26 protein-coding genes are annotated in these 24,336 nt (G+C 53.4%); 9 read left to right on the top strand and 17 right to left on the bottom strand.

Features of this window, described 5'->3' with window-relative positions; all coding sequences use genetic code 11:
• Positions 1-3: 3 nt before the first annotated feature.
• Positions 4-699 carry a helix-turn-helix domain-containing protein gene (locus I6L54_RS19680; protein WP_005125148.1) on the top strand — a complete coding sequence of 232 codons (696 nt, stop codon included), beginning with the start codon at positions 4-6 and terminating at the stop codon, positions 697-699.
• 36 nt (positions 700-735) lie between these two features.
• Here I6L54_RS19680 and thiI read toward each other — a convergent pair whose 3' ends face one another.
• Positions 736-2,184 (bottom strand): tRNA uracil 4-sulfurtransferase ThiI, encoded by a 1,449-nt coding sequence (gene thiI / locus I6L54_RS19685; RefSeq protein WP_040232722.1) that lies wholly within the window; start codon positions 2,182-2,184, stop codon positions 736-738.
• A gap of 208 nt (positions 2,185-2,392) precedes the next feature.
• On the opposite strand from thiI, the gene xseB reads away from it, so the two are divergent.
• From xseB to yajO, 4 genes are all read left to right on the top strand, one after another.
• Positions 2,393-2,635, top strand: a complete 243-nt coding sequence (gene xseB / locus I6L54_RS19690; RefSeq protein WP_005125145.1) for an exodeoxyribonuclease VII small subunit — start codon at positions 2,393-2,395, stop codon at positions 2,633-2,635.
• On the top strand, positions 2,636-3,535 hold the full coding sequence (gene ispA / locus I6L54_RS19695) for a (2E,6E)-farnesyl diphosphate synthase (RefSeq protein ID WP_005125144.1): 900 nt from the start codon (positions 2,636-2,638) through the stop codon (positions 3,533-3,535).
• Positions 3,536-3,559: 24 nt separating this feature from the next.
• A complete protein-coding gene (dxs, locus tag I6L54_RS19700) occupies positions 3,560-5,422 on the top strand; it encodes a 1-deoxy-D-xylulose-5-phosphate synthase (RefSeq protein ID WP_005125143.1) in 1,863 nt (620 codons plus the stop codon).
• 61 nt (positions 5,423-5,483) lie between these two features.
• A complete protein-coding gene (gene yajO / locus I6L54_RS19705; protein ID WP_040232726.1) occupies positions 5,484-6,458 on the top strand; it encodes a 1-deoxyxylulose-5-phosphate synthase YajO in 975 nt (324 codons plus the stop codon).
• A 102-nt stretch (positions 6,459-6,560) separates the two neighbouring features.
• On the opposite strand, the gene pgpA is transcribed toward yajO, so the two are convergent.
• The 6 genes from pgpA to nrdR form a co-directional block, all read right to left on the bottom strand.
• Positions 6,561-7,079: a phosphatidylglycerophosphatase A gene (pgpA, locus tag I6L54_RS19710; RefSeq protein ID WP_003021578.1), complete on the bottom strand. Its 519-nt coding sequence runs from the start codon at positions 7,077-7,079 to the stop codon at positions 6,561-6,563.
• Positions 7,057-8,034, bottom strand: a complete 978-nt coding sequence (gene thiL, locus I6L54_RS19715; protein ID WP_005125140.1) for a thiamine-phosphate kinase — start codon at positions 8,032-8,034, stop codon at positions 7,057-7,059. The genes pgpA and thiL overlap by 23 nt, the downstream gene beginning before the upstream one ends.
• 76 nt (positions 8,035-8,110) lie before the next feature.
• Positions 8,111-8,530, bottom strand: a complete 420-nt coding sequence (nusB, locus tag I6L54_RS19720; protein WP_000801129.1) for a transcription antitermination factor NusB — start codon at positions 8,528-8,530, stop codon at positions 8,111-8,113.
• Between the two features lie 19 nt (positions 8,531-8,549).
• Positions 8,550-9,020, bottom strand: coding sequence for a 6,7-dimethyl-8-ribityllumazine synthase (gene ribH, locus I6L54_RS19725; protein WP_003021575.1), 471 nt, complete (start codon positions 9,018-9,020; stop codon positions 8,550-8,552).
• Between the two features lie 90 nt (positions 9,021-9,110).
• A complete protein-coding gene (ribD, locus tag I6L54_RS19730; RefSeq protein ID WP_005125135.1) occupies positions 9,111-10,214 on the bottom strand; it encodes a bifunctional diaminohydroxyphosphoribosylaminopyrimidine deaminase/5-amino-6-(5-phosphoribosylamino)uracil reductase RibD in 1,104 nt (367 codons plus the stop codon).
• A gap of 3 nt (positions 10,215-10,217) precedes the next feature.
• The gene (gene nrdR / locus I6L54_RS19735; protein ID WP_016152032.1) at positions 10,218-10,667 is read right to left on the bottom strand and encodes a transcriptional regulator NrdR; all 450 of its coding nucleotides are present in this window, start codon (positions 10,665-10,667) and stop codon (positions 10,218-10,220) included.
• A 154-nt stretch (positions 10,668-10,821) separates the two neighbouring features.
• On the opposite strand from nrdR, the gene I6L54_RS19740 reads away from it, so the two are divergent.
• Together I6L54_RS19740 and I6L54_RS19745 are read left to right on the top strand one after the other, a co-directional pair.
• Complete coding sequence (locus tag I6L54_RS19740) at positions 10,822-11,361, top strand: SadB/YajI family lipoprotein (protein WP_040232728.1); 540 nt, start codon at positions 10,822-10,824, stop codon at positions 11,359-11,361.
• 298 nt (positions 11,362-11,659) lie between these two features.
• The gene (locus I6L54_RS19745) at positions 11,660-12,523 is read left to right on the top strand and encodes a nucleoside-specific channel-forming protein Tsx (protein WP_040232729.1); all 864 of its coding nucleotides are present in this window, start codon (positions 11,660-11,662) and stop codon (positions 12,521-12,523) included.
• Positions 12,524-12,568: 45 nt separating this feature from the next.
• On the opposite strand, the gene I6L54_RS19750 is transcribed toward I6L54_RS19745, so the two are convergent.
• The 7 genes from I6L54_RS19750 to queA form a co-directional block, all read right to left on the bottom strand.
• Positions 12,569-13,261, bottom strand: a complete 693-nt coding sequence (locus I6L54_RS19750; RefSeq protein ID WP_040232732.1) for a helix-turn-helix transcriptional regulator — start codon at positions 13,259-13,261, stop codon at positions 12,569-12,571.
• Between the two features lie 23 nt (positions 13,262-13,284).
• Complete coding sequence (locus tag I6L54_RS19755; protein ID WP_040232734.1) at positions 13,285-13,650, bottom strand: VOC family protein; 366 nt, start codon at positions 13,648-13,650, stop codon at positions 13,285-13,287.
• Between the two features lie 169 nt (positions 13,651-13,819).
• On the bottom strand, positions 13,820-14,791 hold the full coding sequence (gene secF / locus I6L54_RS19760) for a protein translocase subunit SecF (RefSeq protein WP_005125128.1): 972 nt from the start codon (positions 14,789-14,791) through the stop codon (positions 13,820-13,822).
• Positions 14,792-14,801: 10 nt separating this feature from the next.
• On the bottom strand, positions 14,802-16,649 hold the full coding sequence (gene secD / locus I6L54_RS19765) for a protein translocase subunit SecD (RefSeq protein WP_005125127.1): 1,848 nt from the start codon (positions 16,647-16,649) through the stop codon (positions 14,802-14,804).
• Positions 16,650-16,676: 27 nt separating this feature from the next.
• Complete coding sequence (gene yajC / locus I6L54_RS19770; protein ID WP_003021544.1) at positions 16,677-17,009, bottom strand: preprotein translocase subunit YajC; 333 nt, start codon at positions 17,007-17,009, stop codon at positions 16,677-16,679.
• 22 nt (positions 17,010-17,031) lie between these two features.
• Positions 17,032-18,159 carry a tRNA guanosine(34) transglycosylase Tgt gene (gene tgt, locus I6L54_RS19775; protein WP_003021535.1) on the bottom strand — a complete coding sequence of 376 codons (1,128 nt, stop codon included), beginning with the start codon at positions 18,157-18,159 and terminating at the stop codon, positions 17,032-17,034.
• Positions 18,160-18,367: 208 nt separating this feature from the next.
• Positions 18,368-19,432 carry a tRNA preQ1(34) S-adenosylmethionine ribosyltransferase-isomerase QueA gene (queA, locus tag I6L54_RS19780; RefSeq protein WP_005125124.1) on the bottom strand — a complete coding sequence of 355 codons (1,065 nt, stop codon included), beginning with the start codon at positions 19,430-19,432 and terminating at the stop codon, positions 18,368-18,370.
• 90 nt (positions 19,433-19,522) lie between these two features.
• Between queA and acpH the strand changes: the two genes are divergently transcribed.
• Together acpH and I6L54_RS19790 are read left to right on the top strand one after the other, a co-directional pair.
• Positions 19,523-20,104 carry an ACP phosphodiesterase gene (acpH, locus tag I6L54_RS19785; protein ID WP_005125122.1) on the top strand — a complete coding sequence of 194 codons (582 nt, stop codon included), beginning with the start codon at positions 19,523-19,525 and terminating at the stop codon, positions 20,102-20,104.
• A gap of 169 nt (positions 20,105-20,273) precedes the next feature.
• Positions 20,274-20,876 carry a peroxiredoxin gene (locus I6L54_RS19790; protein ID WP_003021524.1) on the top strand — a complete coding sequence of 201 codons (603 nt, stop codon included), beginning with the start codon at positions 20,274-20,276 and terminating at the stop codon, positions 20,874-20,876.
• 60 nt (positions 20,877-20,936) lie between these two features.
• On the opposite strand, the gene I6L54_RS19795 is transcribed toward I6L54_RS19790, so the two are convergent.
• The 3 genes from I6L54_RS19795 to I6L54_RS19805 form a co-directional block, all read right to left on the bottom strand.
• Entirely contained in the window at positions 20,937-22,805 is a 1,869-nt protein-coding gene (locus tag I6L54_RS19795) for an amidohydrolase (protein WP_040232737.1), read from the bottom strand.
• 21 nt (positions 22,806-22,826) lie between these two features.
• Positions 22,827-23,372, bottom strand: a complete 546-nt coding sequence (locus tag I6L54_RS19800; RefSeq protein ID WP_005125120.1) for an antibiotic biosynthesis monooxygenase — start codon at positions 23,370-23,372, stop codon at positions 22,827-22,829.
• 172 nt (positions 23,373-23,544) lie between these two features.
• On the bottom strand, positions 23,545-24,186 hold the full coding sequence (locus I6L54_RS19805; RefSeq protein WP_040232739.1) for a hydrolase: 642 nt from the start codon (positions 24,184-24,186) through the stop codon (positions 23,545-23,547).
• Positions 24,187-24,336: the final 150 nt, after the last annotated feature.

Raw genomic sequence — 24,336 nt, forward strand, 5'->3', positions numbered from 1 at the left:
AATATGGCTGAAACATCGCAAGGGGTAAATTCGGTTGATATCGCCGTTAGCATTTTGACGTTTGTCGCCAGCCAGAATGGTCAGGCAAGAGCAATTGATATCGCCGCAGGATGTGATCTGTCGAAAAGCCGTTTACACAAGTATCTGGTCTCACTATGCCGAACCGGCATGCTATGCCAAAACGAAAAGGGTCTTTATTGCATGGGGACAACCGCGCTACAACTGGCAGGAAGTCACGCGACGAGACGCGACACAATAAGTGAACTCAATGCGGTATTGATTACGTTTCGCGATACCTTTAATCATTCGACCGGCGTTGTTGCTGCCTCTGACAAAGGGTTAGTACTCAAACACTACAACCGTAGTTTCCGTAACGTCGATATTGATTTTCTGCCCAATACACCAGTCCCGCTGCATGCCAGCGCTGCAGGCCAGATCTTTATGAGTTATTCCAGTTACCAGGCGCAGAATAACGCTCAGACAAAATTGATTGAACAGGTAATAGCTCAGGGCTATGCCGTGCGGTACAACCCCACACAGGGGATCCCAGGGGCGCAATCTATAGCTTGTCCGCTTCAGAACAATAAAGGCGAGCTCATTGCTATTGCGGTTACAATGGGATTTTTCAGCGCCGAAGCCATCCCGCAGATTGCCAATCAACTGATTAACAGCGTCGCCACGCTCCAGCCACAAAATTAGTGCTGCCCCGGCACAGAAAGCCGGGGCAAACTACGATTACGGGCGATACACCTTCACGTTTTCAAAGCCCTGCTCGCGCAGATAAAGCGCCTGCAGACGGCTCATCACCCCGCGTTCACACCACAGCAGCCAGGTTTTGCTCTGGTCCAAATCGCCGAATTTGGTGCTCAACTTGTAGAACGGCAGAGAAACGACGTCCACACCGTCAACCTTCAGCGGTTTGTCATCCTGTTCATCCACAGAGCGGATATCCAGAATCACATCGTTCGGGCCGAAGCCGCTCACGGTTTCCACTTCCACCACAGTCTGCTGCGTCTGCTGGGCGATATCACGAATATCGATATTGTTCGCTTCTTCAACCACTTTATCGAGGATCGAGAAATCGAAGTTTTCTTCTTCGGCCTCAATCTTCGCCTTAATTGCTTTCACCGTCGGGCTTTTTGAAATCACGCCGCAGTATTCCGGCATGGTACGAGCAAAGTCCTCGGTACCAATTTCACGCGCCAGATTGATAATGTGCTCTTTATCATGGGAGATCAGCGGGCGCAGGATCAGGGTGTCTGAAACGTTATCGATCAGGCGCAGGTTGGTCAGCGTCTGGCTGGAGACCTGGCCCAGCGCTTCACCGGTTACCAGCGCCTGAACGCCGTAGCGCTCAGCCACTTTCGACGCCGCGCGTACCATCATGCGTTTGAGGACCACGCCCATCTGGCCGTCGTCGACTTTCTCCAGGATCTCACCGACTACCGGCTCAAAGTTGATAGCAACAAAGCGTACGCGATGTGAGCTACCAAAGCGGTTCCACAGATAATGCGCCACCTGGCGAACGCCGATTTCATGCGCAGCGCCGCCAAGGTTGAAGAAGCAATAGTGCACGCGGCAGCCACGACGCATCAGCATGTAGCTGGACACGCCGGAGTCGAAACCACCGGAGATCAGCGACAGTACGTCTTCCTGCGTCCCAATTGGGAAACCGCCGATACCTTCATAGCGGCCTTTAACCAGCAGCAAGCGGTCGTTTTCGATTTCAAGATTAACCGTCACGTCCGGCTTCGTCAGCTTCACGCGCGCGGATTCAATATGCTGGTTCAGTCCACCGCCCACATAACGTTCCACCTCAATGGAGCTAAACTCATGCTTGCCACGGCGCTTGACGCGCACACAGAAGGTTTTTCCTTCCAGTTGATCGCGGTATTGCACCAGCGCTTTCTCGAAAATATCGTGCATATCGGTAAACGGCACGTCTTCTACTTCGAGAATATGGTGAATACCCGGGATTCGGGTTAACGCGTCGCGAATGTCCAGGCGCTGGCTTTCATCTTTGGCGCGAACCTCAACGTGATCCCAGTGACGGACAACGGCAAGGTCTTCATCATAGTTCTTTAAAACGTTACGAATGTTCCCTGTCAGAATTTTTATAAAGCGCAAACGCACAGATTGGCTTTTGATGGTGATTTCTGGGAACAATTTAATGATAAACTTCATGGCGGCAATGGTTCTTTGGCAAGTCTGAATGACTTGTAATGGGAAAAAATACAGCAGCCCACACCCTGCGGCTGCATCCAGGCGCGCAAGTATACCACCATCATGGTCATCCTGTGCACATCGCCTTACCATTGCGCGTTATTTGCTTATCAGTGCGAGTCCGTTACCATAGTCTTGTGCTGTCAATACAGAGAGTCAGACATTCATTATGCCGAAGAAAAATGAAGCGCCCGCCAGTTTTGAAACAGCGCTGAGCGAGCTGGAACAGATTGTCACCCGTCTGGAAAGCGGCGATTTGCCGCTGGAAGAGGCGCTGAACGAATTCGAACGTGGCGTACAGCTGGCACGTCAGGGACAAGTCAAATTGCAACAGGCTGAACAGCGCGTGCAAATCCTGCTGTCAGAAAGTGAAGACGCCGCCCTCACGCCTTTTACACCGGATAATGAGTAAATGGATTTTACGCAGCAGCTACAGGCTTGCGTTGAGCAGGCTAACCAGGCACTGAGCCGTTTTATCGCGCCATTGCCCTTTCAGAACACTCCCGTGGTCGAAACCATGCAATATGGCGCATTATTAGGCGGCAAACGTCTGCGCCCGTTTTTGGTGTATGCGACCGGTCAGATGTTTGGCGTGAGCCTGAGTACGCTTGATGCCCCCGCCGCCGCGGTTGAGTGCATCCATGCCTATTCACTGATGCACGACGATTTACCCGCGATGGACGACGATGATCTGCGTCGCGGTCTGCCGACCTGCCACGTCAAGTTTGGCGAGGCGAATGCGATTCTGGCAGGTGATGCGCTGCAAACGCTGGCATTCTCTATCATCAGCGACGCCCCGATGCCGGAAGTCACCGACCGTGACCGCATCGCGATGATCTCTGAACTGGCCCAGGCCAGCGGTATCGCCGGTATGTGCGGCGGTCAGGCGCTGGATCTGGCAGCTGAAGGGCATCAGGTTGAGCTGGATGCGCTGGAGCGTATTCACCGCCACAAAACCGGCGCATTGATTCGCGCCGCCGTTCGTCTGGGTGCGTTAAGCGCAGGTGATAAAGGGCGAGAATGCCTGGCAATACTCGACAAATACGCCGAAAGTATCGGTCTGGCCTTCCAGGTTCAGGATGACATACTGGATGTGGTAGGCGATACTGCAACATTGGGTAAACGTCAGGGTGCCGACCAGCAGCTTGGCAAAAGTACCTATCCTGCACTTCTGGGTCTTGAGCAAGCCCGGAATAAAGCCCGGGATTTAATTGAAGATGCCCGCCGGTCGTTAAGTTTGCTGGCCGCACAATCTCTCGATACCTCGGCACTGGAAGCGCTAGCGGACTACATAATCCAGCGTGATAAATAAACCAACATATCCAATGAGCTTGCGATGAGTTTTGATATAGCCAAATACCCGACCCTGGCGTTGGTCGACTCCACCCAGGAGTTACGCCTGCTGCCAAAAGAGAGCCTGCCTAAGCTTTGCGACGAACTGCGCCGCTATTTACTCGACAGCGTGAGCCGTTCCAGCGGGCACTTCGCCTCTGGTCTGGGCACGGTGGAACTCACCGTCGCGCTGCACTATGTCTACAATACCCCGTTCGACCAGTTAATCTGGGATGTGGGACATCAGGCTTATCCGCACAAAATCCTGACCGGCCGCCGCGATAAAATCGGCACCATTCGTCAGAAAGGCGGTTTGCATCCGTTCCCGTGGCGCGGTGAGAGCGAGTATGACGTCCTGAGCGTTGGGCACTCTTCAACCTCCATCAGCGCGGGTATTGGTATTGCGGTGGCCGCCGAGAAAGAAGGTAAAGAGCGCCGTACCGTATGTGTGATTGGTGATGGTGCCATCACCGCAGGGATGGCGTTTGAAGCGATGAACCACGCGGGCGATATTAGGCCCGACATGCTGGTTATCCTCAACGACAACGAAATGTCGATTTCAGAGAACGTCGGCGCGCTGAACAATCATCTGGCACAGCTGCTCTCTGGCAAACTCTACTCCTCGCTGCGCGAAGGCGGGAAGAAAGTCTTCTCCGGCGTGCCGCCGATTAAAGAGCTGCTCAAACGTACCGAAGAACACATCAAAGGCATGGTTGTGCCGGGTACGCTGTTTGAAGAGCTGGGCTTTAACTATATCGGCCCGGTAGACGGTCACGACGTGCTGGGTCTTATCACCACGCTGAAGAACATGCGCGATCTGAAAGGTCCACAGTTCCTGCACATCATGACCAAAAAAGGTCGTGGTTACGAGCCGGCGGAAAAAGATCCGATTACCTTCCACGCGGTACCAAAATTCGATCCATCCAGCGGATGTCTGCCGAAAAGCAGCGGCGGCCTGCCGAGCTATTCAAAAATCTTCGGTGACTGGCTGTGTGAAACCGCGGCGAAAGACAATAAGCTGATGGCAATCACCCCGGCGATGCGCGAAGGCTCCGGTATGGTGGAGTTTTCCCGTAAATTCCCGGATCGCTACTTCGACGTGGCTATTGCCGAGCAGCATGCAGTGACCTTTGCTGCAGGCCTGGCGATTGGTGGTTATAAACCCATCGTCGCTATCTATTCCACGTTCCTGCAACGCGCCTACGATCAGGTGCTGCACGATGTCGCCATTCAGAAACTGCCGGTACTGTTCGCCGTTGACAGAGCAGGAATCGTGGGTGCCGATGGGCAAACCCACCAGGGTGCGTTCGATCTCTCCTTCCTGCGCTGCATCCCGGAAATGGTCATTATGACCCCGAGCGATGAGAACGAATGTCGCCAAATGTTGTTTACCGGCTATCACTATAACAACGGCCCAACGGTGGTACGTTATCCACGCGGTACTGCCGTAGGTGTTGAGCTGACGCCGCTGGAGCAATTGCCTATCGGTAAAGGTATCGTCAAGCGTCACGGTGAGAAACTGGCGATTCTTAACTTTGGCACCCTGATGCCGGAAGCGGCTCAGGTCGCGGAATCGCTGAACGCCACGCTGGTCGATATGCGCTTCGTGAAACCGCTGGATGAGGCACTAATCCTGGAAATGGCAGCACAGCACGACGTGCTGGTGACGATTGAAGAAAACGCCATTATGGGCGGCGCAGGTAGCGGTGTAAACGAAGTGCTGATGGCGCATCGTAAGCCGGTTCCGGTACTGAACATCGGTCTGCCTGACTTCTTCATTCCCCAGGGAACCCAGGACGAAGCGCGCGCCGAACTGGGCCTGAATGCAGCCGGCATTGAGGCCAAAATCAAGGCCTGGCTGGCATAATCCCCTCTCCGCTCCTGCTATGCTTAACTCATCACGAGCTAAACATAGCAGGAGTGGATTGATGAAATACAATACCTTAGGAAAAACAGACCTTCGGGTCTCCCGTCTTTGCCTGGGTTGCATGACGTTTGGCGAACCCAATCGCGGCAATCACGCCTGGACGCTACCTGAAGAAAGCAGCCGTCCGATAATCAAACATGCCCTTGAGGGCGGTATTAACTTTTTTGATACCGCCAACAGCTACTCCGCTGGCAGCAGCGAAGAGATTGTCGGCCGCGCGCTGCGTGATTTCGCCCGCCGTGAAGATGTCGTGGTCGCTACCAAGGTTTTTCATCAGGTTGATGACTTAGCGGAAGGATTATCCCGCGCACAAATCCTGCGCTCGATCGACGACAGCCTTAAACGTCTGGGTATGGACTATGTCGACATCCTGCAAATTCACCGCTGGGATTACAACACGCCGATCGAAGAAACGCTGGAAGCGCTGAATGACGTCGTTAAAGCCGGTAAAGCGCGCTATATCGGCGCCTCATCCATGCACGCTTCGCAATTTGCTCAGGCACTGGCCTTACAGAAACAACACGGCTGGGCGCAGTTCGTTAGCATGCAGGATCACTACAATCTGATCTACCGCGAAGAAGAACGCGAAATGCTGCCGCTTTGCTATCAGGAAGGCGTCGCGGTGATCCCATGGAGTCCGCTGGCACGTGGTCGCCTGACGCGCCCGTGGGGAGAAACCACTGCACGTCTGGTTTCCGATGAAGTCGGCAAAAACTTGTACAAAGAAAGTGATGAAAACGACGCGCAAATTGCCGCACGGCTGACCGGTATCAGTGAGGAACTAGGCGTAACGCGTGCACAGGTCGCGCTGGCCTGGCTGTTAAGCAAACCAGGCGTCGCCGCGCCGATTATCGGTACGTCGCGTGAGGAACAACTGGATGAGTTGCTTAATGCGGTTGATTTAACGCTGAAACCAGAGCACATTGCCGAGCTGGAAACGCCGTACAAACAGCATCCGGTGGTGGGATTTAAATAAGTATTGGCGATGGCTAATTGCAGGCCCGATAAGCATAGCGCATCCGGCACTGATTGCCCGATGGCGCGACGCTTATCGGGCCTACAACAGTCCCCAATAGGGTTAAATAATCCCTACCGGCCAGTGATGACCGATAAAATACAAAATTCCGGCCGAGAGTATCCCGGCCACAATATCATCGATCATAATCCCCGTACCGCCATGCACGTTGCGATCAAACCAGCGGATCGGCCACGGCTTCCACATATCCAGAATACGGAAAATCACAAAACCCGCGGCAACCCACTGCCAGTCGTTGGTTGGTAGCGCCATCAGGGTTATCCACATCCCGACAAACTCGTCCCAGACAATGCTGCCGTGATCGTGCACGCCCATATCTTTCGCCGTTTGATGGCACAGATAAACGCCAATACAGATAGACAACATGACCACCAGCGAATACAGCTGCCACGGCAGAAACGTCATTAAATACCAAAATGGGATCGCCGCCAGCGATCCCATGGTGCCCGGTACAATCGGGCTCAATCCACTGCCAAACCCGGTAGCCAGCAGATGCCACGGATTGCGCATGCTCAAACGGCTTTTTGCGACATCTTTTTTAAGGCGCGGCAAAATGGTCATATCCTTTCCAGTCAAACGTAACGGGCTTTCCATCACGCGTAAAATGAATGCCTTCCACATCCGCGCTCATCTGCCCGATACAGGTAAACGATGCGCCGAGATTCCCCAGCGCGACGTCCAGCGCGCCACGGTTAATTTCCGGTACGGTAAAGCATAACTCATAATCTTCACCACCCGAGAGCGCCCAGCGCAGCGCCTGTTCCGATTCCACGTGTTGGGCAAATGCCGAAGAGTAAGGCAGCGCATCAACGTTAACCCGCGCGCCGCAGCCGCTGGCATTAATAATGTGCCCGAGATCGGAGATCAGGCCGTCGGAAATATCGATAGCCGCACTGGCCAGGTCGCGCAGAGCTTGCCCTTGTAATATTCGCGGCGTGGGACGCAGGTGTCGCTTGAGCAGATAGTCGGCGTCTTGTGCATCTCCAACCTGCAACCGATTCTGTAAAATCGCCAGCCCCGCCGCACTGTCACCAGGCGTGCCGGTAACGTAAATCCAGTCTCCCGGTTTCGCCCCAGAGCGTTTTAAAGCCCGTCCAACCGGGACGTAGCCATGAATACCCAACGTCATCGACAGCGGCCCACGCGTGGTGTCACCGCCAATCAGCTGCATATCATAGTAATTCAGCAGTTCAAACAGGCCATCACTGAAAGCTTCAAGCCAGGCTTCATCGACGTCAGGCAATGTGATTGCCAGCGTCAGCCATGCCGGATCGGCCCCCATCGCCGCCAGATCGCTCAAGTTCACCGCCAGCGCTTTCCAGGCAAGGTCAGTGGGATCGATATCGGGGAGGAAGTGGTTGCCAGCCACCAGCGTATCGGTGCTGATCGCCAGCGTCTGTTTTTCAGGGATGTTCAGAAGTGCGCAATCGTCGCCAATACCGGTTTCGACATCAAGACGAGAGCTTCTTACGCGGTCAAAATAACGGGCAATCAGGGAAAACTCGCCACATGCCATACGTTATGCCTCAGCAGGAAAAAAGAAAAAGCCGGGGACAGTGGAAACAGGTTCCACCCTCCAGCCGGCCTCGGGATCACTTTTTGTTGGGGCGAATCACAGGTGCTGCTTTATCCAATACGCCGTTGACGAATTTGTGGCTATCTTCAGCGCCGAAGGTTTTCGCCAGTTCAATCGCTTCGTTAATGGCCACTTTGTACGGCACATCGCTACGTTTAGACAGTTCAAACAGCGCAATACGCAGCACGGCTTTTTCTACCTGACCCAGCTCTTCCAACAGGCGAGACAGGTAAGGCTTCATCAGTCCATCCAGGTACGCGCTGTTAGTCGCCACCCCGGACAGCAGTTCACGGAAATACAGAACGTCGACATCTTTTACGTCCTGTTCCGCCAGGAACTGGTATTCAACATCAGCGATGTCGTTCTGGGACAACTGCCAGGAGTAGAGCGCCTGGACGGCACACTCACGGGCGCGGCGACGAGCAGCAGGTTTCACGGATTTCCCCTTACAAAAATCAGGCCTTGATGGCTTTCAATACATTAATCATTTCAAGCGCAGTCAGTGCAGCTTCTGCGCCTTTGTTGCCGGCTTTAGTGCCAGCACGTTCGATGGCTTGTTCAATACTTTCGGTGGTCAGAACACCGAAGGCTACCGGAATGCCGCTGTCCTGAGCGACATGCGCCAGGCCATTGCTTGCACCGCCAGCCACATATTCGAAGTGCGCGGTACCGCCACGGATCACCGTACCGAGCGCAATCACCGCGTCGTATTTACCGGTTTTCGCCAGAGCGTCAGCCGCCAGCGGCAGCTCATAGGCACCTGGAACCCAAACAACGGTAATGTTTTCATCTTTAACCTGACCAATACGTTTCAGGGCGTCGATCGCACCTTCCAGCAGGCTGTCATTGATAAAGTTGTTGAAACGCGCAATGGTGATGGCGACGCGAGCGTCCGGGGTAGCAACGTTAGCTTCAATAATGTTCATATTCTTCCTTCGGGTTCGATTTATAGCCCCGTAAGGGGGGCGGATTTTATCATAATATTCTGTGCGCTGCTTCCTCTAAATCAGAAAGCCTCACGCAGTCGTTAAATGCAGGCAAACGTCCGGGCCCACCTGGCGTATCTCATTGAATTTGAAATGGGGGGCGTCAACCAGTTTCTCAAGGCCTGGAAGCACACATAATCCTCGCGCATCGCTGCCTAACAGTTTAGGTGCAACATAGACGATTAGCTCATCCACCACGCCGGCCTGCAATAACGCGCCAGCAAGCGTTGGACCAGCCTCAACCCAAATACTGTTAATTTGCTGCTTGCCCAGTTGCATCATCAGCACCACCAGATCCAGATGCCCGTTATGTTCCGGCACCTTCAGGCTACGCACCGTTTCCGGCCAGCTGCGAGGGTCGTCTTTAGTCCGGACAATCCAGGTTTCTCCTGGCTGTTGCACAATACGGTGCTCCGGCGTGACCTGATTCTGGCTATCAAGAACAATGCGGATCGGCTGACGCAGATTTTCCTGCGGGTAACTGGCCTGGGTAGACTCTCCAAGCTCCGACCAACGCACGGTAAGCTGAGGGTCGTCGGCTAAAACCGTAGCACTGCTGGTTAAAATGGCATGGCTTTGCGCGCGCAAGCGTTGCACATCGCAGCGCGCCTGTGGTGAGGTAATCCACTGGCTTTCACCGCTGGCCATCGCCGTACGGCCATCAAGCGACGCGCCAAGCTTAAGCTGCACGTAGGGGAATCCCGTACGCATACGCTTAAGGAAGCCTTTATTAAGCTGTTCAACCTCGCTCATCATCAGCCCGTGGCTGACGTCAATGCCCGCCTGCTGCAAACGATAGAGCCCACGGCCTGCTACCTGCGGATTAGGATCCTGCATCGCGGCAACCACACGTGACACGCCTGCAGCAATCAGCGCATCGCAGCACGGCGGCGTACGGCCATGATGGCTACAAGGTTCAAGCGTGACATAGGCGGTTGCCCCTTGCGCTTTTTCTCCCGCCATCCGCAGGGCATGGACTTCGGCATGTGGCTCGCCCGCGCGGTGATGATACCCTTCACCGACGATCTCCCCATCTTTAACAATCACGCAGCCCACGTTGGGATTGGGGTGAGTGGTAAAACGTCCGCGCGCAGCAAGCTTCAGCGCGCGCGCCATGTACAATTCATCCTGCATGGCTTAGTCCTGTAGGCGAGCAATCTCTTCGCCAAATTCTTTGATATCTTCGAAACTCCGGTACACCGAGGCAAAGCGGATGTAGGCGACTTTATCGAGTTTTTTCAACTGCTCCATAACCAGGTTGCCAATCATCTTGCTCGGCACCTCACGCTCGCCAGTCGCACGCAGTTGTGATTTGATATGGTTCAACGCCATTTCGACGTCATCAGAGCTAACCGGGCGTTTCTCAAGCGCTCTGAGCATGCCGCTGCGCAGCTTATCTTCATTAAAAGGTTCACGCACATCGTTGCTTTTCACAACGCGCGGCATGACAAGTTCAGCCACTTCAAAAGTGGTGAAACGTTCGTTACAGACCAGACACTGCCGACGGCGGCGTACTGAAGAGCCCTCGCCGACAAGACGAGAGTCAATTACCTTAGTGTCTACGGCGAAACAGAATGGGCAATGCATACGGCGTCCTGTACCTCAGTGGTTGAGCGGAATCTATTTTACCCTGAACTGGCGTGACAACAAAGGCGCAACGCTTTTGAGACAAAGGATCGATGCCTTCGCGCTCTGCGCACACTACCATTATGCTATCGCGACAATAAAGGAAGTAATCACAATGACAAGACGTTACCTAAGAATTCTCCTGGTGGGAAGTCTCTTTAGCCTTAGCGCCTGCGCACAGCAAAGCGAAGTACGCCAAATGCATCAAAGCGTTAGCACGTTGAATAAAGAGATGACGCAGCTCAATCAGGAAACGGTAAAAATTACCCAACAAAATATGTTGAACGCAAAATCAACCAGCGGCGTCTATCTGCTACCCGGTTCAAAAACGCCTGCCCGGCTGGATAGTCAGATCGGCACGTTGCGTATGTCTCTGGTGAATATTGCGCCAAATGCGACAGGAACACGCCTGACACTGCGTATTCAGGGGGAATCGAATACCCCGCTTCCTGCCTTTAGCGGTACTGTAGAGTACGGACAAATTCAGGGCACCACGGACAACTATCAGGAAGTGAATGTACAGAATCAGTTGATAAACGCCCCGGCGAGTATCCTTGCCCCCAGCGATGTAGACATTCCGTTGCAGTTAAACGGGCTGTCTCCTGACCAGTTAGGTTTTGTTCGCATCCACGACATCCAGCCTGTTAGTCAATAAACTTTTTGCGGAACGTTTTTGTGCGTTCCGCAACACCAACCCGCCCCATTTTGTTACTCCCCTGACATAAGCGATATTTCCGGTAAAACTTGGCAACATTCATGAGAGCCAGTACAATTCGCCGCCTAAAGTACGCAAACGTGAACGCAATCGATTACGTAAATGATAGAACTGTGAAACAAGACATATTTTTGTGAACAATGATTTTTATAATAGGCTCCGAAGAATTACGAAATATTTAGAAACGCAAATTGCGCATTTTTCACTCCCGAAAGGGATTTCAAACAGTGGCATACATATGAAAAAAACATTACTTGCAGCCGGTGCAGTTCTGGCGCTCTCCTCGTCTTTTACTGCCAACGCAGCAGAAAATGACAAACCGCAATATCTGTCCGACTGGTGGCACCAGAGCGTTAACGTGGTGGGTAGCTATCACACCCGTTTCTCTCCGAAACTGAACAACGACGTGTATCTGGAATATGAAGCGTTTGCCAAAAAAGACTGGTTTGACTTCTATGGCTACATCGATATTCCTAAAACCTTCGACTGGGGTAACGGCAACGATAAAGGCATCTGGTCTGACGGTTCTCCGCTGTTTATGGAAATCGAACCGCGTTTCTCCATCGACAAGCTGACCGGCGCTGACCTGAGCTTTGGTCCGTTCAAAGAGTGGTATTTCGCCAACAACTACATCTACGATATGGGTGATAACAAAGCCAACCGCCAGAGCACCTGGTATATGGGTCTGGGTACCGATATCGATACCGGTCTGCCAATGGGGCTGTCTCTGAACGTGTATGCTAAATACCAGTGGCAGAACTATGGCGCATCCAACGAAAACGAGTGGGATGGCTACCGTTTCAAAGTGAAATACTTTGTGCCGATCACCCAGGTATGGGGCGGCCAGTTGACCTACATCGGCTTCACCAACTTCGACTGGGGCTCAGATTTGGGTGACGATCCGAACCGTACCAGCAACTCTATTGCATCCAGCCACGTTCTGGCGCTGAACTACGATCACTGGCACTACTCCGTCGTGGCGCGTTACTTCCACAACGGCGGTCAATGGAAAGGTGGCGACACTCTGAACTGGGGCGAAGGCGATTTCAGCGCGAAATCTACCGGTTGGGGTGGTTACCTGGTTGTGGGTTACAACTTCTAATCCAGCCAATCTACCGCAGACAAGCCAGCTTAACCGCTGGCTTTTTTATGGCTGGTCTTCACAGCGAACTTTACGTAAAAAGTCACTTAGCGATCGATCCGCTGATTCGCGAAAATGCCTGTTGAGCAGAGTGATCTTCAGACAACGATCAACGCGAAAGCAGCGATAATCATCACGTTTTTCACACCAGGCAACGAGCAGCCAGTGCTCCCCCCAGAAAAATAATCCCAGCGGCTGAACGTCGCGCCACGAGAGGTTCCCGGCCTCATCGCGATAATGCAGCTCCAGAGCCTGCTGCGCCGAAACCGCGCGATGAATGAGATCGAACGCACTGCGTGAATGCGGCTGATTACCAAAATCAGGTGCGAAAATCCGCGTTTGCTCGGCTCTGCGCCGACTCTCTGACGGCAATATCGCCAGCACTTTTTCCTGCGCGGACTCCAGCGCCTGTGAGAGTGAATCCCCGCCCCATGTTTTCAGCAGCCGAATAGCCACCATCAACGCTTCTGATTCGTGTTGCGTTAACATTAACGGCGGCAGATCAAACCCTGCCATTAGGCGGTATCCACTGCCCACTTCGCCTTCAATGGGCACGCCGGATAAAGAGAGATCGCGGATATCGCGATAAATCGTCCGTTCAGAAACCTCCAGACGTTCTGCCAGCAGCGCCGCCGTTGTCACTCGCCTGCCACGCAGGATTTGTACAATCTGAAACAAGCGGTCGGCGCGTCTGGTCATATTAATCCTCAGTCCTGAAAAAATTACGCGGGTTGATGTAAACCAACGCGATTGCCTTCGCTGTCAGTAAACAGCGCAATCGTGCCAATATCTTGCCCCAGTTCAAGCGGGCCAAACACGCACTGGCCGCCAGCGGTGGCGACACGTTCAAGCGTTGCAGCCAAATCGTCCGTATGCAGGTAAATAATAGCGCCCTGCGCTGAAGGCGTAATGCCGTCAAATTTAGCCAGTGCCCCGCCAGGAGAGGGATCCTGATGCGGGAATACGGCCAGCTCGGCGCAGTCCATATTTTCCCGACGCAAAGAAACCTGCATCACGGGCTCATAAAATGCGATGGCGCGCTCCATTTGTGCCACGGGGATTTCAAACCAGTTAATTACGTTATTCATACTTCCTCCTGCCTGTGTGGGTAATCTCAGAAGGACTATAAGACAGGGCTACTGACAGCATACTGTCAGTAGTATGGCGACAGGAAAAGATAATTGCCTGTCGCTAATTCACAGGCAAAAAAAATCCCGACCTTGCGATCGGGATTCCAGTGTTTCCACTCTTGATGGGTTAAGGCAGAATCGACGGTTGATCCGCCCCTTCTTTCTCAACCTTCTGCTGCAGCATGTGCTCACGCTTCATACCCAGCTTCAGCGCCAGCGCCGATGCCACGTAGATAGAGGATGCGGTACCGATGGAAACACCGATCAGCATCGTCAGCGAGAAGCCTTCCAGTACCGGACCACCGAACAGGAACAGCATCAGAATAACCATCAACGTCGTACCGGACGTAATCAACGTACGGTGCAGCGTCTGAGTCAATGACACGTTAAAGATTTCGTAAGGCGTACCGCGACGAATTTTGCGGAAGTTTTCACGAATACGGTCAGATACAACGATACTGTCGTTCAGCGAGTAACCGATTACCGACATCAGTGATGCGACGATAGTCAGGTCAATCTCGATATGGAACAACGACAGGATCCCAAGCGTAATGACCACGTCGTGCGCCAGAGCAATAACCACCCCTGCCGCCAGTCGCCACTCAAAGCGGAAACCAACGTACACCAGGATGGAGATCAGCGCCGCCATCAGCGCCATCGCACCGGTTTGCGCCAGATCTGCACCCACGCTCGGCCCCACGAATTCAATTCGCTTCACCGCCGCATTTTGGTTGGTGGATTCGTTAATCACACTCAACACTTTGCTGCCCAGCACCTGACCGCCGTCTGCGCCTTCAGTTGGCGGCATACGCACCATAATGTCGTGGCTGCTGCCGAAGTTCTGCAGAAGCGGATCAACAAAGCCCGCTTTCTCCAGCGCATCGCGCATCACGTCCATATCGGCCGGTTTTTCCAGCGTGATTTCAATAACCGTACCACCGGTGAAATCGAGCCCCCAGTTAAACCCGCGTACGCCCATCACCACGATGGCCGCAATCAGCAGGAAACCTGAAATGCCGAAAGCCCAGTAGTCCCAGCGCATAAAGTCCCAGACTTTACGGCCGTGGTTCAATTGTTCAACAGTATATTCCTGTGCCACTTCGCACTCCTCAGATTGACAGCTTTTTGACGCGCTTGCCGCCATACAACAGGTTTACGATGGCACGTGTACCGACAATCGCGGTAAACATCGACGTCGCCACACCAATACCGGTAGTAATCGCGAACCCTTTAATTGCCCCAGTGCCAACTGCGTACAGGATAATGACCTTGATCAGCGTCGTAATGTTCGCATCAAAGATGGAGCTAAATGCGCCCGCATAACCTTCATTGATGGCCTGCTGCACCGAACGCCCGTTACTCAACTCTTCTTTGATACGTTCGTTGATCAGTACGTTCGCATCGACCGCGACGGCAAGGGTTAAGACGATCCCCGCAATCCCCGGCATACTCAGCGTAGCGCCTGGCAGCAGCGACATAATACCGACAATCAGCACCAGGTTAGCAATCAGCGCACTGGTCGCGATCAGACCGAACTTCTTATAGAAGAAGATCATGAACAGGATAGACACCACCAGACCGGCCAGACACGCTTCCAGACCCTGTTTAATGTTCTGCATACCCAGGGTTGGGCCGATGGTACGTTCTTCCACAATCTGAATCGGCGCAATCAACGCACCGGCACGTAACAGCAGAGAAAGCTGACGCGCTTCATTCGGGTTGTTGATACCGGTAATACGGAAGCTGTTGCCCAGGCGAGACTGGATGTTGGCGATGTTAATCACCTCTTCCTGTTTCACCAGCATGGCACGACCGTTGGCATCTTTCTTACCGCTGTCTTTGTACTCCACGAACAGGGTCGCCATCGGCTTACCGATGTTGTCCTTGGTGAAGTTGGACATGATGTTACCACCCGCGCTATCGAGCGAGATGTTAACCTGAGGCTGATTGTATTCGTCCTGGCTGGAAGTAGAATCGGTGATATGGTCACCGGTCAGGATCACGCGTTTGTACAGCACAACCGGCTGACCTTCACGAGACTGTTTCACTTCCGAATCACCCGGTACACGCCCGGATGCCGCAGCAGACTGGTCAACGTTGGTGTTTACCAGACGGAATTCCAGCGTCGCGGTCGCGCCCAGAATTTCTTTCGCCCGCGCGGTATCCTGAATACCCGGCAGTTCGACCACAATGCGGTCAGCACCCTGACGTTGTACCACCGGCTCAGCAACACCCAGTTGGTTAACACGGTTACGCAGAATGTTGATGTTCTGCTGTACCGCGTACTCACGGGCTTCGCTCAGGCGCGCATCGGTCATCACCGCACGCAGTGCATTGCTGCCCTGGCTGGAAATAACCAAATCCTGGTGACGCTTGCTCAGGTAAGAGATAGCTTCATCACGGGCGCTGCTATCACGGAAGGTGATGCTCAGACCGTAGTTATCTTCTTTGCGAACGGTAGTATAAGGAATGCCTTTTTCACGCAGATCGCTGCGCAGGCTATCAATATTTTGTTCCTGCAACTTACTCAACGCGGTGTCCATATCCACTTCCATCAGGAAGTGAACGCCGCCACGCAGGTCAAGACCGAGTTTCATCGGTTCAGCGTGAATGGCTGCCAGCCAGCGCGGAGTTGCCGGAGCAAGGTTAAGCGCCACGACGTATTGATCGCCCAATACGCCCATTAACACTTCACGTGCGCGCAGTTGGGTATCAGTGGAGTCAAAGCGCGCGAGAATAGCACCCTCTTCCAGAGCCACAGACTTAGGTGTGATTTTATCTTCTTGTAACGTTTTCTGGACCTGGATCAGCGTTTGCTCACTGGCGGCGGCACCGCGCACGCCAGTGATTTGAACAGCCGGATCCTCACCATACAGGTTGGGAAGCGCATAGAGCAGACCGACGACAATGACGACGATCAGCATGACATACTTCCACAAAGGATAACGGTTTAACACGGCAGTTCCCTTTGGGAAAACAATAAATTACAGCGCCTTCATGGTGCCTTTCGGCAGAACGGCAGCTACGAAATCACGTTTAATAACCACTTCAGTGGTGTCGTTCAGCGCGATAGCGATGTAGCCGGATTCAGCTACTTTGGTCACGCGACCCACCAGACCACCATTGGTCAGCACTTCATCGCCTTTCGCAATGGAGTTCATCAGGTTTTTGTGTTCTTTGGTACGCTTTTGCTGCGGACGCAGGATCATGAAGTAGAAAATCAGACCAAACACCACCAGCATCAGAATCAGAGACATCGGGCTGCCCTGCGCCGGAGCACCTGTTGCCGCTACCGCATCAGAAATAAAAAAGCTCATTCAAATTCCCTCATTATTAAAATTAATCAACATTCACAGGTGGAACTGGTCTACCCTGACGTTGGTAAAAATCGGTCACGAAGCTCTCTAATTTACCCTCTTCAATAGCCTTGCGTAAACCCGCCATCAAACGCTGGTAGTAGCGAAGGTTATGAATCGTGTTGAGTCGCGCACCCAATATTTCGTTGCAACGGTCAAGATGATGCAAGTAAGCGCGCGAATAATTGCGACAGGTGTAGCAATCACACTCAGCATCGAGCGGACTGGTGTCGCTTTTATGTTTCGCGTTACGAATTTTTACCACGCCGTCAGTCACAAACAAATGACCATTACGGGCATTTCGCGTTGGCATCACGCAGTCAAACATATCGATACCGCGACGCACGCCTTCAACCAGATCTTCTGGTTTGCCGACGCCCATCAGGTAACGCGGTTTATCTGCCGGGATCTGCGGGCAAACATGCTCCAGAATGCGGTGCATATCTTCCTTCGGCTCACCAACAGCCAAACCGCCGACAGCGTAGCCATCAAAGCCGATATCTACCAGACCTTTGACGGAGATATCACGTAAATCTTCGTAAACGCTGCCCTGAATGATGCCAAAAAGCGCATTTTTGTTGCCGAGGCTATCAAAACGGTCGCGACTGCGCTTCGCCCAACGCAAAGACATCTCCATCGAGCGTTTAGCATAGTCCCAGTCAGCCGGATACGGTGTACATTCGTCGAAGATCATCACGATATCGGAACCGAGATCATATTGAATCTCCATCGACTTCTCAGGATCGAGGAAAATCGGATCGCCGTTGATCGGGTTACGGAAATGCACGCCCTGCTCGGTGATCTTACGGATGTCGCCCAGGCTGAACACCTGGAAGCCGCCGGAATCGGTGAGGATCGGCCCTTTCCACTGCATGAAATCGTGCAGATCGCCGTGCAGCTTCATGATTTCCTGGCCCGGGCGCAGCCACAGGTGGAAGGTGTTGCCGAGGATGATCTGTGCGCCGGTCGCTTCAACTTCTTCCGGCGTCATACCCTTAACAGTGCCGTAAGTACCGACCGGCATAAAGGCAGGCGTTTCCACTACGCCACGATCAAAAACCAGGCGGCCGCGGCGGGCGCGACCGTCTGTGGTATCCAGTTCAAATTTCATTTTTTCTCCTGCATCAGAGAGACAGTCTGATGATTAAACTTTCCCCACGGAATCACTCCACGGAGTAAAAATATATTAACCCACTGGCGAAGGCGCAATCGGCGCAGCCAGTTTGGGGGCGGCCAGCGCACAGCCACCGGAGCGTACACGCAGTACGTGAGGATGGCGAGCACTGCCCGACATCAAAATGGCAAGTGAGATAGCCTTCTCACGGTCGCTCAGAAATAGCCTGCGGATTGTACGTGATAAACATGGCATCACCGTAACTAAAAAAGCGATATTCCGCTTTTACCGCTTCATGATAGGCGTGCATGGTGTTTTTATAACCAGCAAAGGCGGAAACCAGCATAATCAGCGTCGATTCCGGCAGATGGAAGTTGGTCACCAACGCGTCTATCACTTTGTATTGATAGCCTGGATAGATGAAGATCTGCGTATCGCCGAAGAACGGTTCAATAAGGTCGTTTTTGGCAGCCTGCGCTGCGCTTTCCAGTGAACGCACGGAGGTGGTGCCCACGGCAATAACGCGGTTACCGCGCGCTTTTGCCGCCAGCACAGCATCAACCACATCCTGCGGCACTTCCGCATACTCGGAGTGCATGATGTGATCTTCGATGGTGTCTACGCGCACCGGCTGGAAAGTACCCGCGCCGACGTGTAGCGTGACGAACGCCATCTCAATGCCTTTATCGCGCAGTTTAGCCAGCAGCGGATCGTCAAAGTGCAGACCCGCGGTTGGCGCGGCGACGGCGCCCGGTTTTTCGCTATACACCGTCTGGTACAGTTCGCGGTCAGCGTCTTCATCCGGACGGTCGATATACGGCGGCAGCGGCATATGGCCGATGGCGTTGAGGATATCCAGCACACTGCGTTCGTCGTTAAACTCAACTTCAAACAGCGCGTCATGGCGGGCGACCATCGTTGCTTTAATACTTTCGTCGTCGCCCAGCAGCAGCTCGGCGCCCGGCTTCGGCGCTTTCGACGCACGAATATGCGCCAGAATACGCTTGTCATCCAGCATACGCTCGACCAGCACTTCAATCTTGCCGCCGCTGGCTTTACGGCCAAACAGACGAGCCGGGATCACGCGGGTGTTATTAAAGACCAGCAGATCTCCAGGGTTGAGCTTATCGAGCAAATCAGTGAAAGTACCATGCGTCAGCGCGCCCGTCGGCCCATCCAGTGACAGCAAGCGGCAACTGCTGCGCTCAGCTTGCGGATAGTGAGCAATCAGGGATTCGGGTAATTCAAAGGTGAAATCGGTAACGCGCATGACACTGACTCAGACTAAAATAAGAGGCGGGTAGTCTAGTGCCGGGGCGTTCTCCCTGCAACCTTTACCCCTCTGGATAAACGTTTAACTATGAATTTTCTTGCACATTTGCATCTCGCTCACCTTGCCGACAGCTCGCTTTCCGGCAATCTGCTGGCCGATTTTGTCCGGGGTAATCCCCAAACGCACTACTCGCCTGACGTGGTGGAAGGCATTTTCATGCATCGTCGAATTGACGTGATGACCGATAACCTGCCACAGGTGCGTGAAGCCAAGGAGTGGTTTCGTAGCGAAACGCGTCGCGTCGCGCCAATTACGCTGGACGTCATGTGGGATCATTTTTTGTCGCGCCACTGGTCAGAAATCTCTCCCGATTTCCCGCTGACGGACTTTGTGCGCTATGCGCACACCCAGGTTGCCACTATTCTGCCAGAATCACCGCCGCGCTTTATCAATCTGAACAATTATATGTGGTCAGAGAAATGGCTCGAGCGCTATCGCGACATGGATTTTATCCAGGATGTGCTCAATGGCATGGCCAGCCGTCGCCCGCGGCTCGATGCCCTGCGCGATTCATGGTACGACCTGGACACCCATTACGATGCCTTAGAAGAACGCTTCTGGCAGTTTTACCCACAGATGATGGATCTGGCACGGCGTAAGACCCTTTGATTGTCGCCCGCATGACGCGCCGGATAAGCAGTAGCCGTCATCCGGCAAAAGATTGATAGACAAAACCTGTCTCATTGATTGCCAGCGCCTCTTTGTCTTATTCCCGAACACTCTCTATACTGGCCCGCGTTGCGTTCCAAAAACCCCTTAACTTTGCAGGAGAATTTATATGGTACTGGTAACTCGTCAGGCTCCGGACTTCACAGCAGCTGCGGTACTGGGTAGCGGTGAGATCGTTGAAAACTTCAACTTCAAACAGCATACCAACGGTAAAACTACCGTTTTGTTCTTCTGGCCGATGGACTTCACCTTCGTTTGCCCGTCTGAACTGATCGCATTCGACAAACGTTACGAAGAATTCCAGAAGCGCGGCGTTGAAGTGGTTGGCGTTTCTTTTGACTCTGAATTTGTCCACAACGCATGGCGTAACACCCCTGTCGACAAAGGCGGCATCGGTGCAGTGAAATACGCAATGGTTGCTGATATCAAACGCGAAATCCAGAAAGCCTACGGCATTGAGCACCCGGAAGCGGGCGTTGCTCTGCGTGGTTCTTTCCTGATCGATGCTAACGGCGTCGTTCGCCACCAGGTGGTTAACGACCTGCCGCTGGGTCGTAACATCGACGAAATGCTGCGCATGGTTGACGCGCTGCAGTTCCACGAAGAACACGGCGACGTTTGCCCGGCACAGTGGGAAAAAGGTAAAGAAGGTATGAACGCGTCTCCGGACGGCGTGGCAAAATACCTGACCGAAAACGTTTCCAGCCTGTAATTGGCATGAATCGAAAAAAGGCCGCAAAAGCGGCCTTTTTCATTGGCGCTGACCCGTCCCTTAAAACGCGAAGCAGGAACAACCGAGCGCCCCCCAGAAGGCCCGATCATCTGATACCGGTATCCCTGATTTACGCGCAATATCATGCTGATGGCCATGTACACCACAGCTTCCGCAGCACTGATGCATCTGCACCATTGCTCCAACCTTCGCCGCAACCGGCGGCGCTGAGCGATAATGTCCCGGTACCTTCACCACCGGCGACCAGTCAGGGACAACCGGAATCGCTGGAGGGGCCAGCGGGGAGAAATGTCCGGCCGCATAAACCACTTTGCCATCGACAATGGTCATCACTGACTCAATGCCTTTGATCTCTTCTTCCGCCACGCTGAAATAGTCTTTTGACAGCACCACCAGATCTGCCAGTTGATCCTTTTCAATACGCCCTTTCTTACCCTGCTCGCTGGAGAACCAGGCACTGCCAGCCGTCCACAGTTCCAGCGCCACGTCGCGCGGCAAGCGGTTGTTATCATCATACATCGCCATTCCGCCAACGGTACGGCCCGAAACCAGCCAGTAGAGCGCGGTCCACGGGTTGTAGCTGGCCACGCGGGTGGCGTCAGTTCCCAGCCCGACCGGCACTTCCGCCGCCAGCATTTTCGCCACTGGCGGCGTATGTTTGACCGCATCTTTGCCATAACGATCGACAAAATATTCGCCCTGGAACGCCATTCGGTGTTGAACAGCAATCCCGCCGCCCAGCGCTTTAACGCGCTCGATATTCCGTTCCGTAATCGTTTCGGCGTGATCGAAGAACCAGTGCAGGCCATTGAACGGGATATCGTGATTTACCTTCTCAAACACGTCCAGCATGCGGCTGATGGATTCATCGTAGGTGGCATGCAGGCGGAACGGCCAGCGGTGCTCCACGAGGTGACGAACCACGCGCTCCAGTTCCTCTTCCATCCCTTCCGGTAAATCCGGACGTGGCTGCAGGAAATCTTCGAAGTCAGCCGCCGAGAAGACCAGCATTTCCCCTGCCCCATTAGCACGATAGAAATCGGTTCCCTGCCCGGGTTTGAGCATATCCGTCCAGCGCTCAAAATCTTCCACTTCCTGCTTCGGACGCTGGGTAAACAGATTGTAGGCAATACGCACCGTCATCTGCTGGTTCGCGTGCAGTTGCTCGATGATCTCGTAATCTTCCGGATAGTTCTGGAAGCCGCCGCCGGCATCGATGGCACTGGTCAGCCCGAGGCGGTTCAGCTCACGCATAAACTGGCGGGTCGAGTTAACCTGCATCTCTAACGGCAGTTTTGGCCCTTTCGCCAGCGTCGAATAGAGGATCATGGCATTCGGTTTGGCTATCAACATTCCGGTTGGATTACCATTGCCGTCACGCACAATCTCTCCCCCCGCCGGATCCGGTGTGGCTTTGGTGTAGCCAACGGCTTTCAGCGCGGCGCGGTTCAGCAGCGCTCTGTCATAGAGATGCAGAACAAAAACCGGAGTATCCGGGGCGGCTTCATTGAGTTCTTCGAGGGTTGGCATGCGCCGTTCGGCAAACTGGAATTCGCTCCAACCGCCCACTACGCGTACCCATTGCGGCGACGGCGTTCTGTCCGCCTGCTCTTTGAGCATACGTAGCGCGTCCGCCAGTGACGGTACGCCTTCCCAACGTAATTCCAGATTGTAATTCAGGCCGCCGCGAATCAGGTGCAGGTGCGAATCGTTCAGACCGGGGATCACCGTATGCCCCTGCAGATCGACAACCTGCGTCCCTTCGGTGGCAAAGCTCATGATCCGATCATGGCTACCGGTCGCCAGAATCTTCCCGTTGGCGATCGCCACCGCCTCTACCTGTGGGCTTTGCTTTTCGAGAGTATGAATTTTTCCGTGAGTCAGAATCAGTGTGGCAGTTTGAGACATAACAATCTCCTGAGAAACCGGTCAGGCTTTTTTCAGCCATCCGGCAAACAGACGGGTTACGATGGGCATCCACAACCAGACCACCAACGCAACCACACAGGCATCATTAATCAGATGCAGGAGTAACGAGCCTTTCATTGAAGGCAGCAGAATACCGGTCAGCCACGGCACCAGGTTGGTACTGGGGAAAATCACCAGCAGCGTTATCAAAAACTGCTTCCAACGTTTGGGCTGACGTACATGGGGGGCTGGCGGCGTAAACCAGAAGGCCGCTTCGGTGCGCACTTCTGTTTTATCGCCTTCGGCCAGCAGCGGCGCAATTTCCTCAACCAGCTCCCGGCGCGTATCGGATTGAGTCCAGTTATACAGATGCTCAAGGGTGTCGAAGCGAATGATGATGTTCCACAGGTTTTGTCCATCTGTGGGTCGAATGACATTCGCCCCAAGATGCCCGGGAAACTCGGCGGCCAGCGGCATGATTTTCCCCAACCACTGCTCATAACGCTGCGCCTGGTCAGGCCGCAGGGTGTGAGTAATTACCAACGTCACATGTTTGTTCTGCGCCATGAAAGGTTCCTTGCTAACGGGAAATTGACCTGCTTAAGCCATGAAAGCAATACACAATTATTCATGAAACATCGAGGCGGCAAGATTGTGTAGCCCCGGTCACTTACATAAGTCAGTGACCAGGGTACGCAAACTAAGCCAACAAAGAGGCAACATGAAAGATGGCGTGTATTCAGGCTTTACGTTCCGGCGCGCCATGCACCATGGTATACGCGTAATCCACACCCATACCGTAAGCACCGCTGTGTTCACGCACCAAATCCATGACGGCGTCGTAGGTTTCTTTGCGGGACCAGTCGCGCTGGTACTCAAGAAGAACCTGTTGCCAGGTCACAGGTACGGCACCCGCCTGCACCATGCGATCGATGGAACGTTCATGGGCATCCACCGACGTGCCGCCTGAAGTGTCTGTTACCACATACACTTCGTAGCCCGCTTCCAGCGCCATCAGCGCCGGGAAGGTCAGGCAGACTTCGGTCCACAACGCGGAAATAATCAGTTTTTTACGCCCGGTCGCTTCTACCGCCTTAACAAAGGCTGCATCTTCCCAGGAGTTCATAGACGTACGTTCAATCGGTTTCACATCAGGGTGAACAGCTAACAATTCCGGCCAGATATATCCGCTAAAACTTTTCGTTTCCACTGAAGTATAAATTACTGGAACATTGAATATTTTCCCGACTTTGGCTAATGCAACGGTATTATTTTTCAATGTCTGGCGATCAATATTCGCCACACCAAATGACATTTGCGGCTGATGGTCAATAAAAATTAGCGTGGAGTTTTGAGGGTCAATCAGTTCCCGAATAGACATAGCACACCTTCTTAATCAATAAGTTAAAAGGCAACGGTCTGTATCTGCCGTCAGCAACAGGATCCTGAATCAGAAAGCTTGTTGAGTATAGCGGGAAATTTCTAACGAGTTATTAAAGAAAACTTACCGTCCTGTGAAACTATTAGTTCT

This window comes from Citrobacter pasteurii, from assembly GCF_019047765.1.
GTDB classification, from domain to species: Bacteria; Pseudomonadota; Gammaproteobacteria; order Enterobacterales; family Enterobacteriaceae; genus Citrobacter; species Citrobacter pasteurii.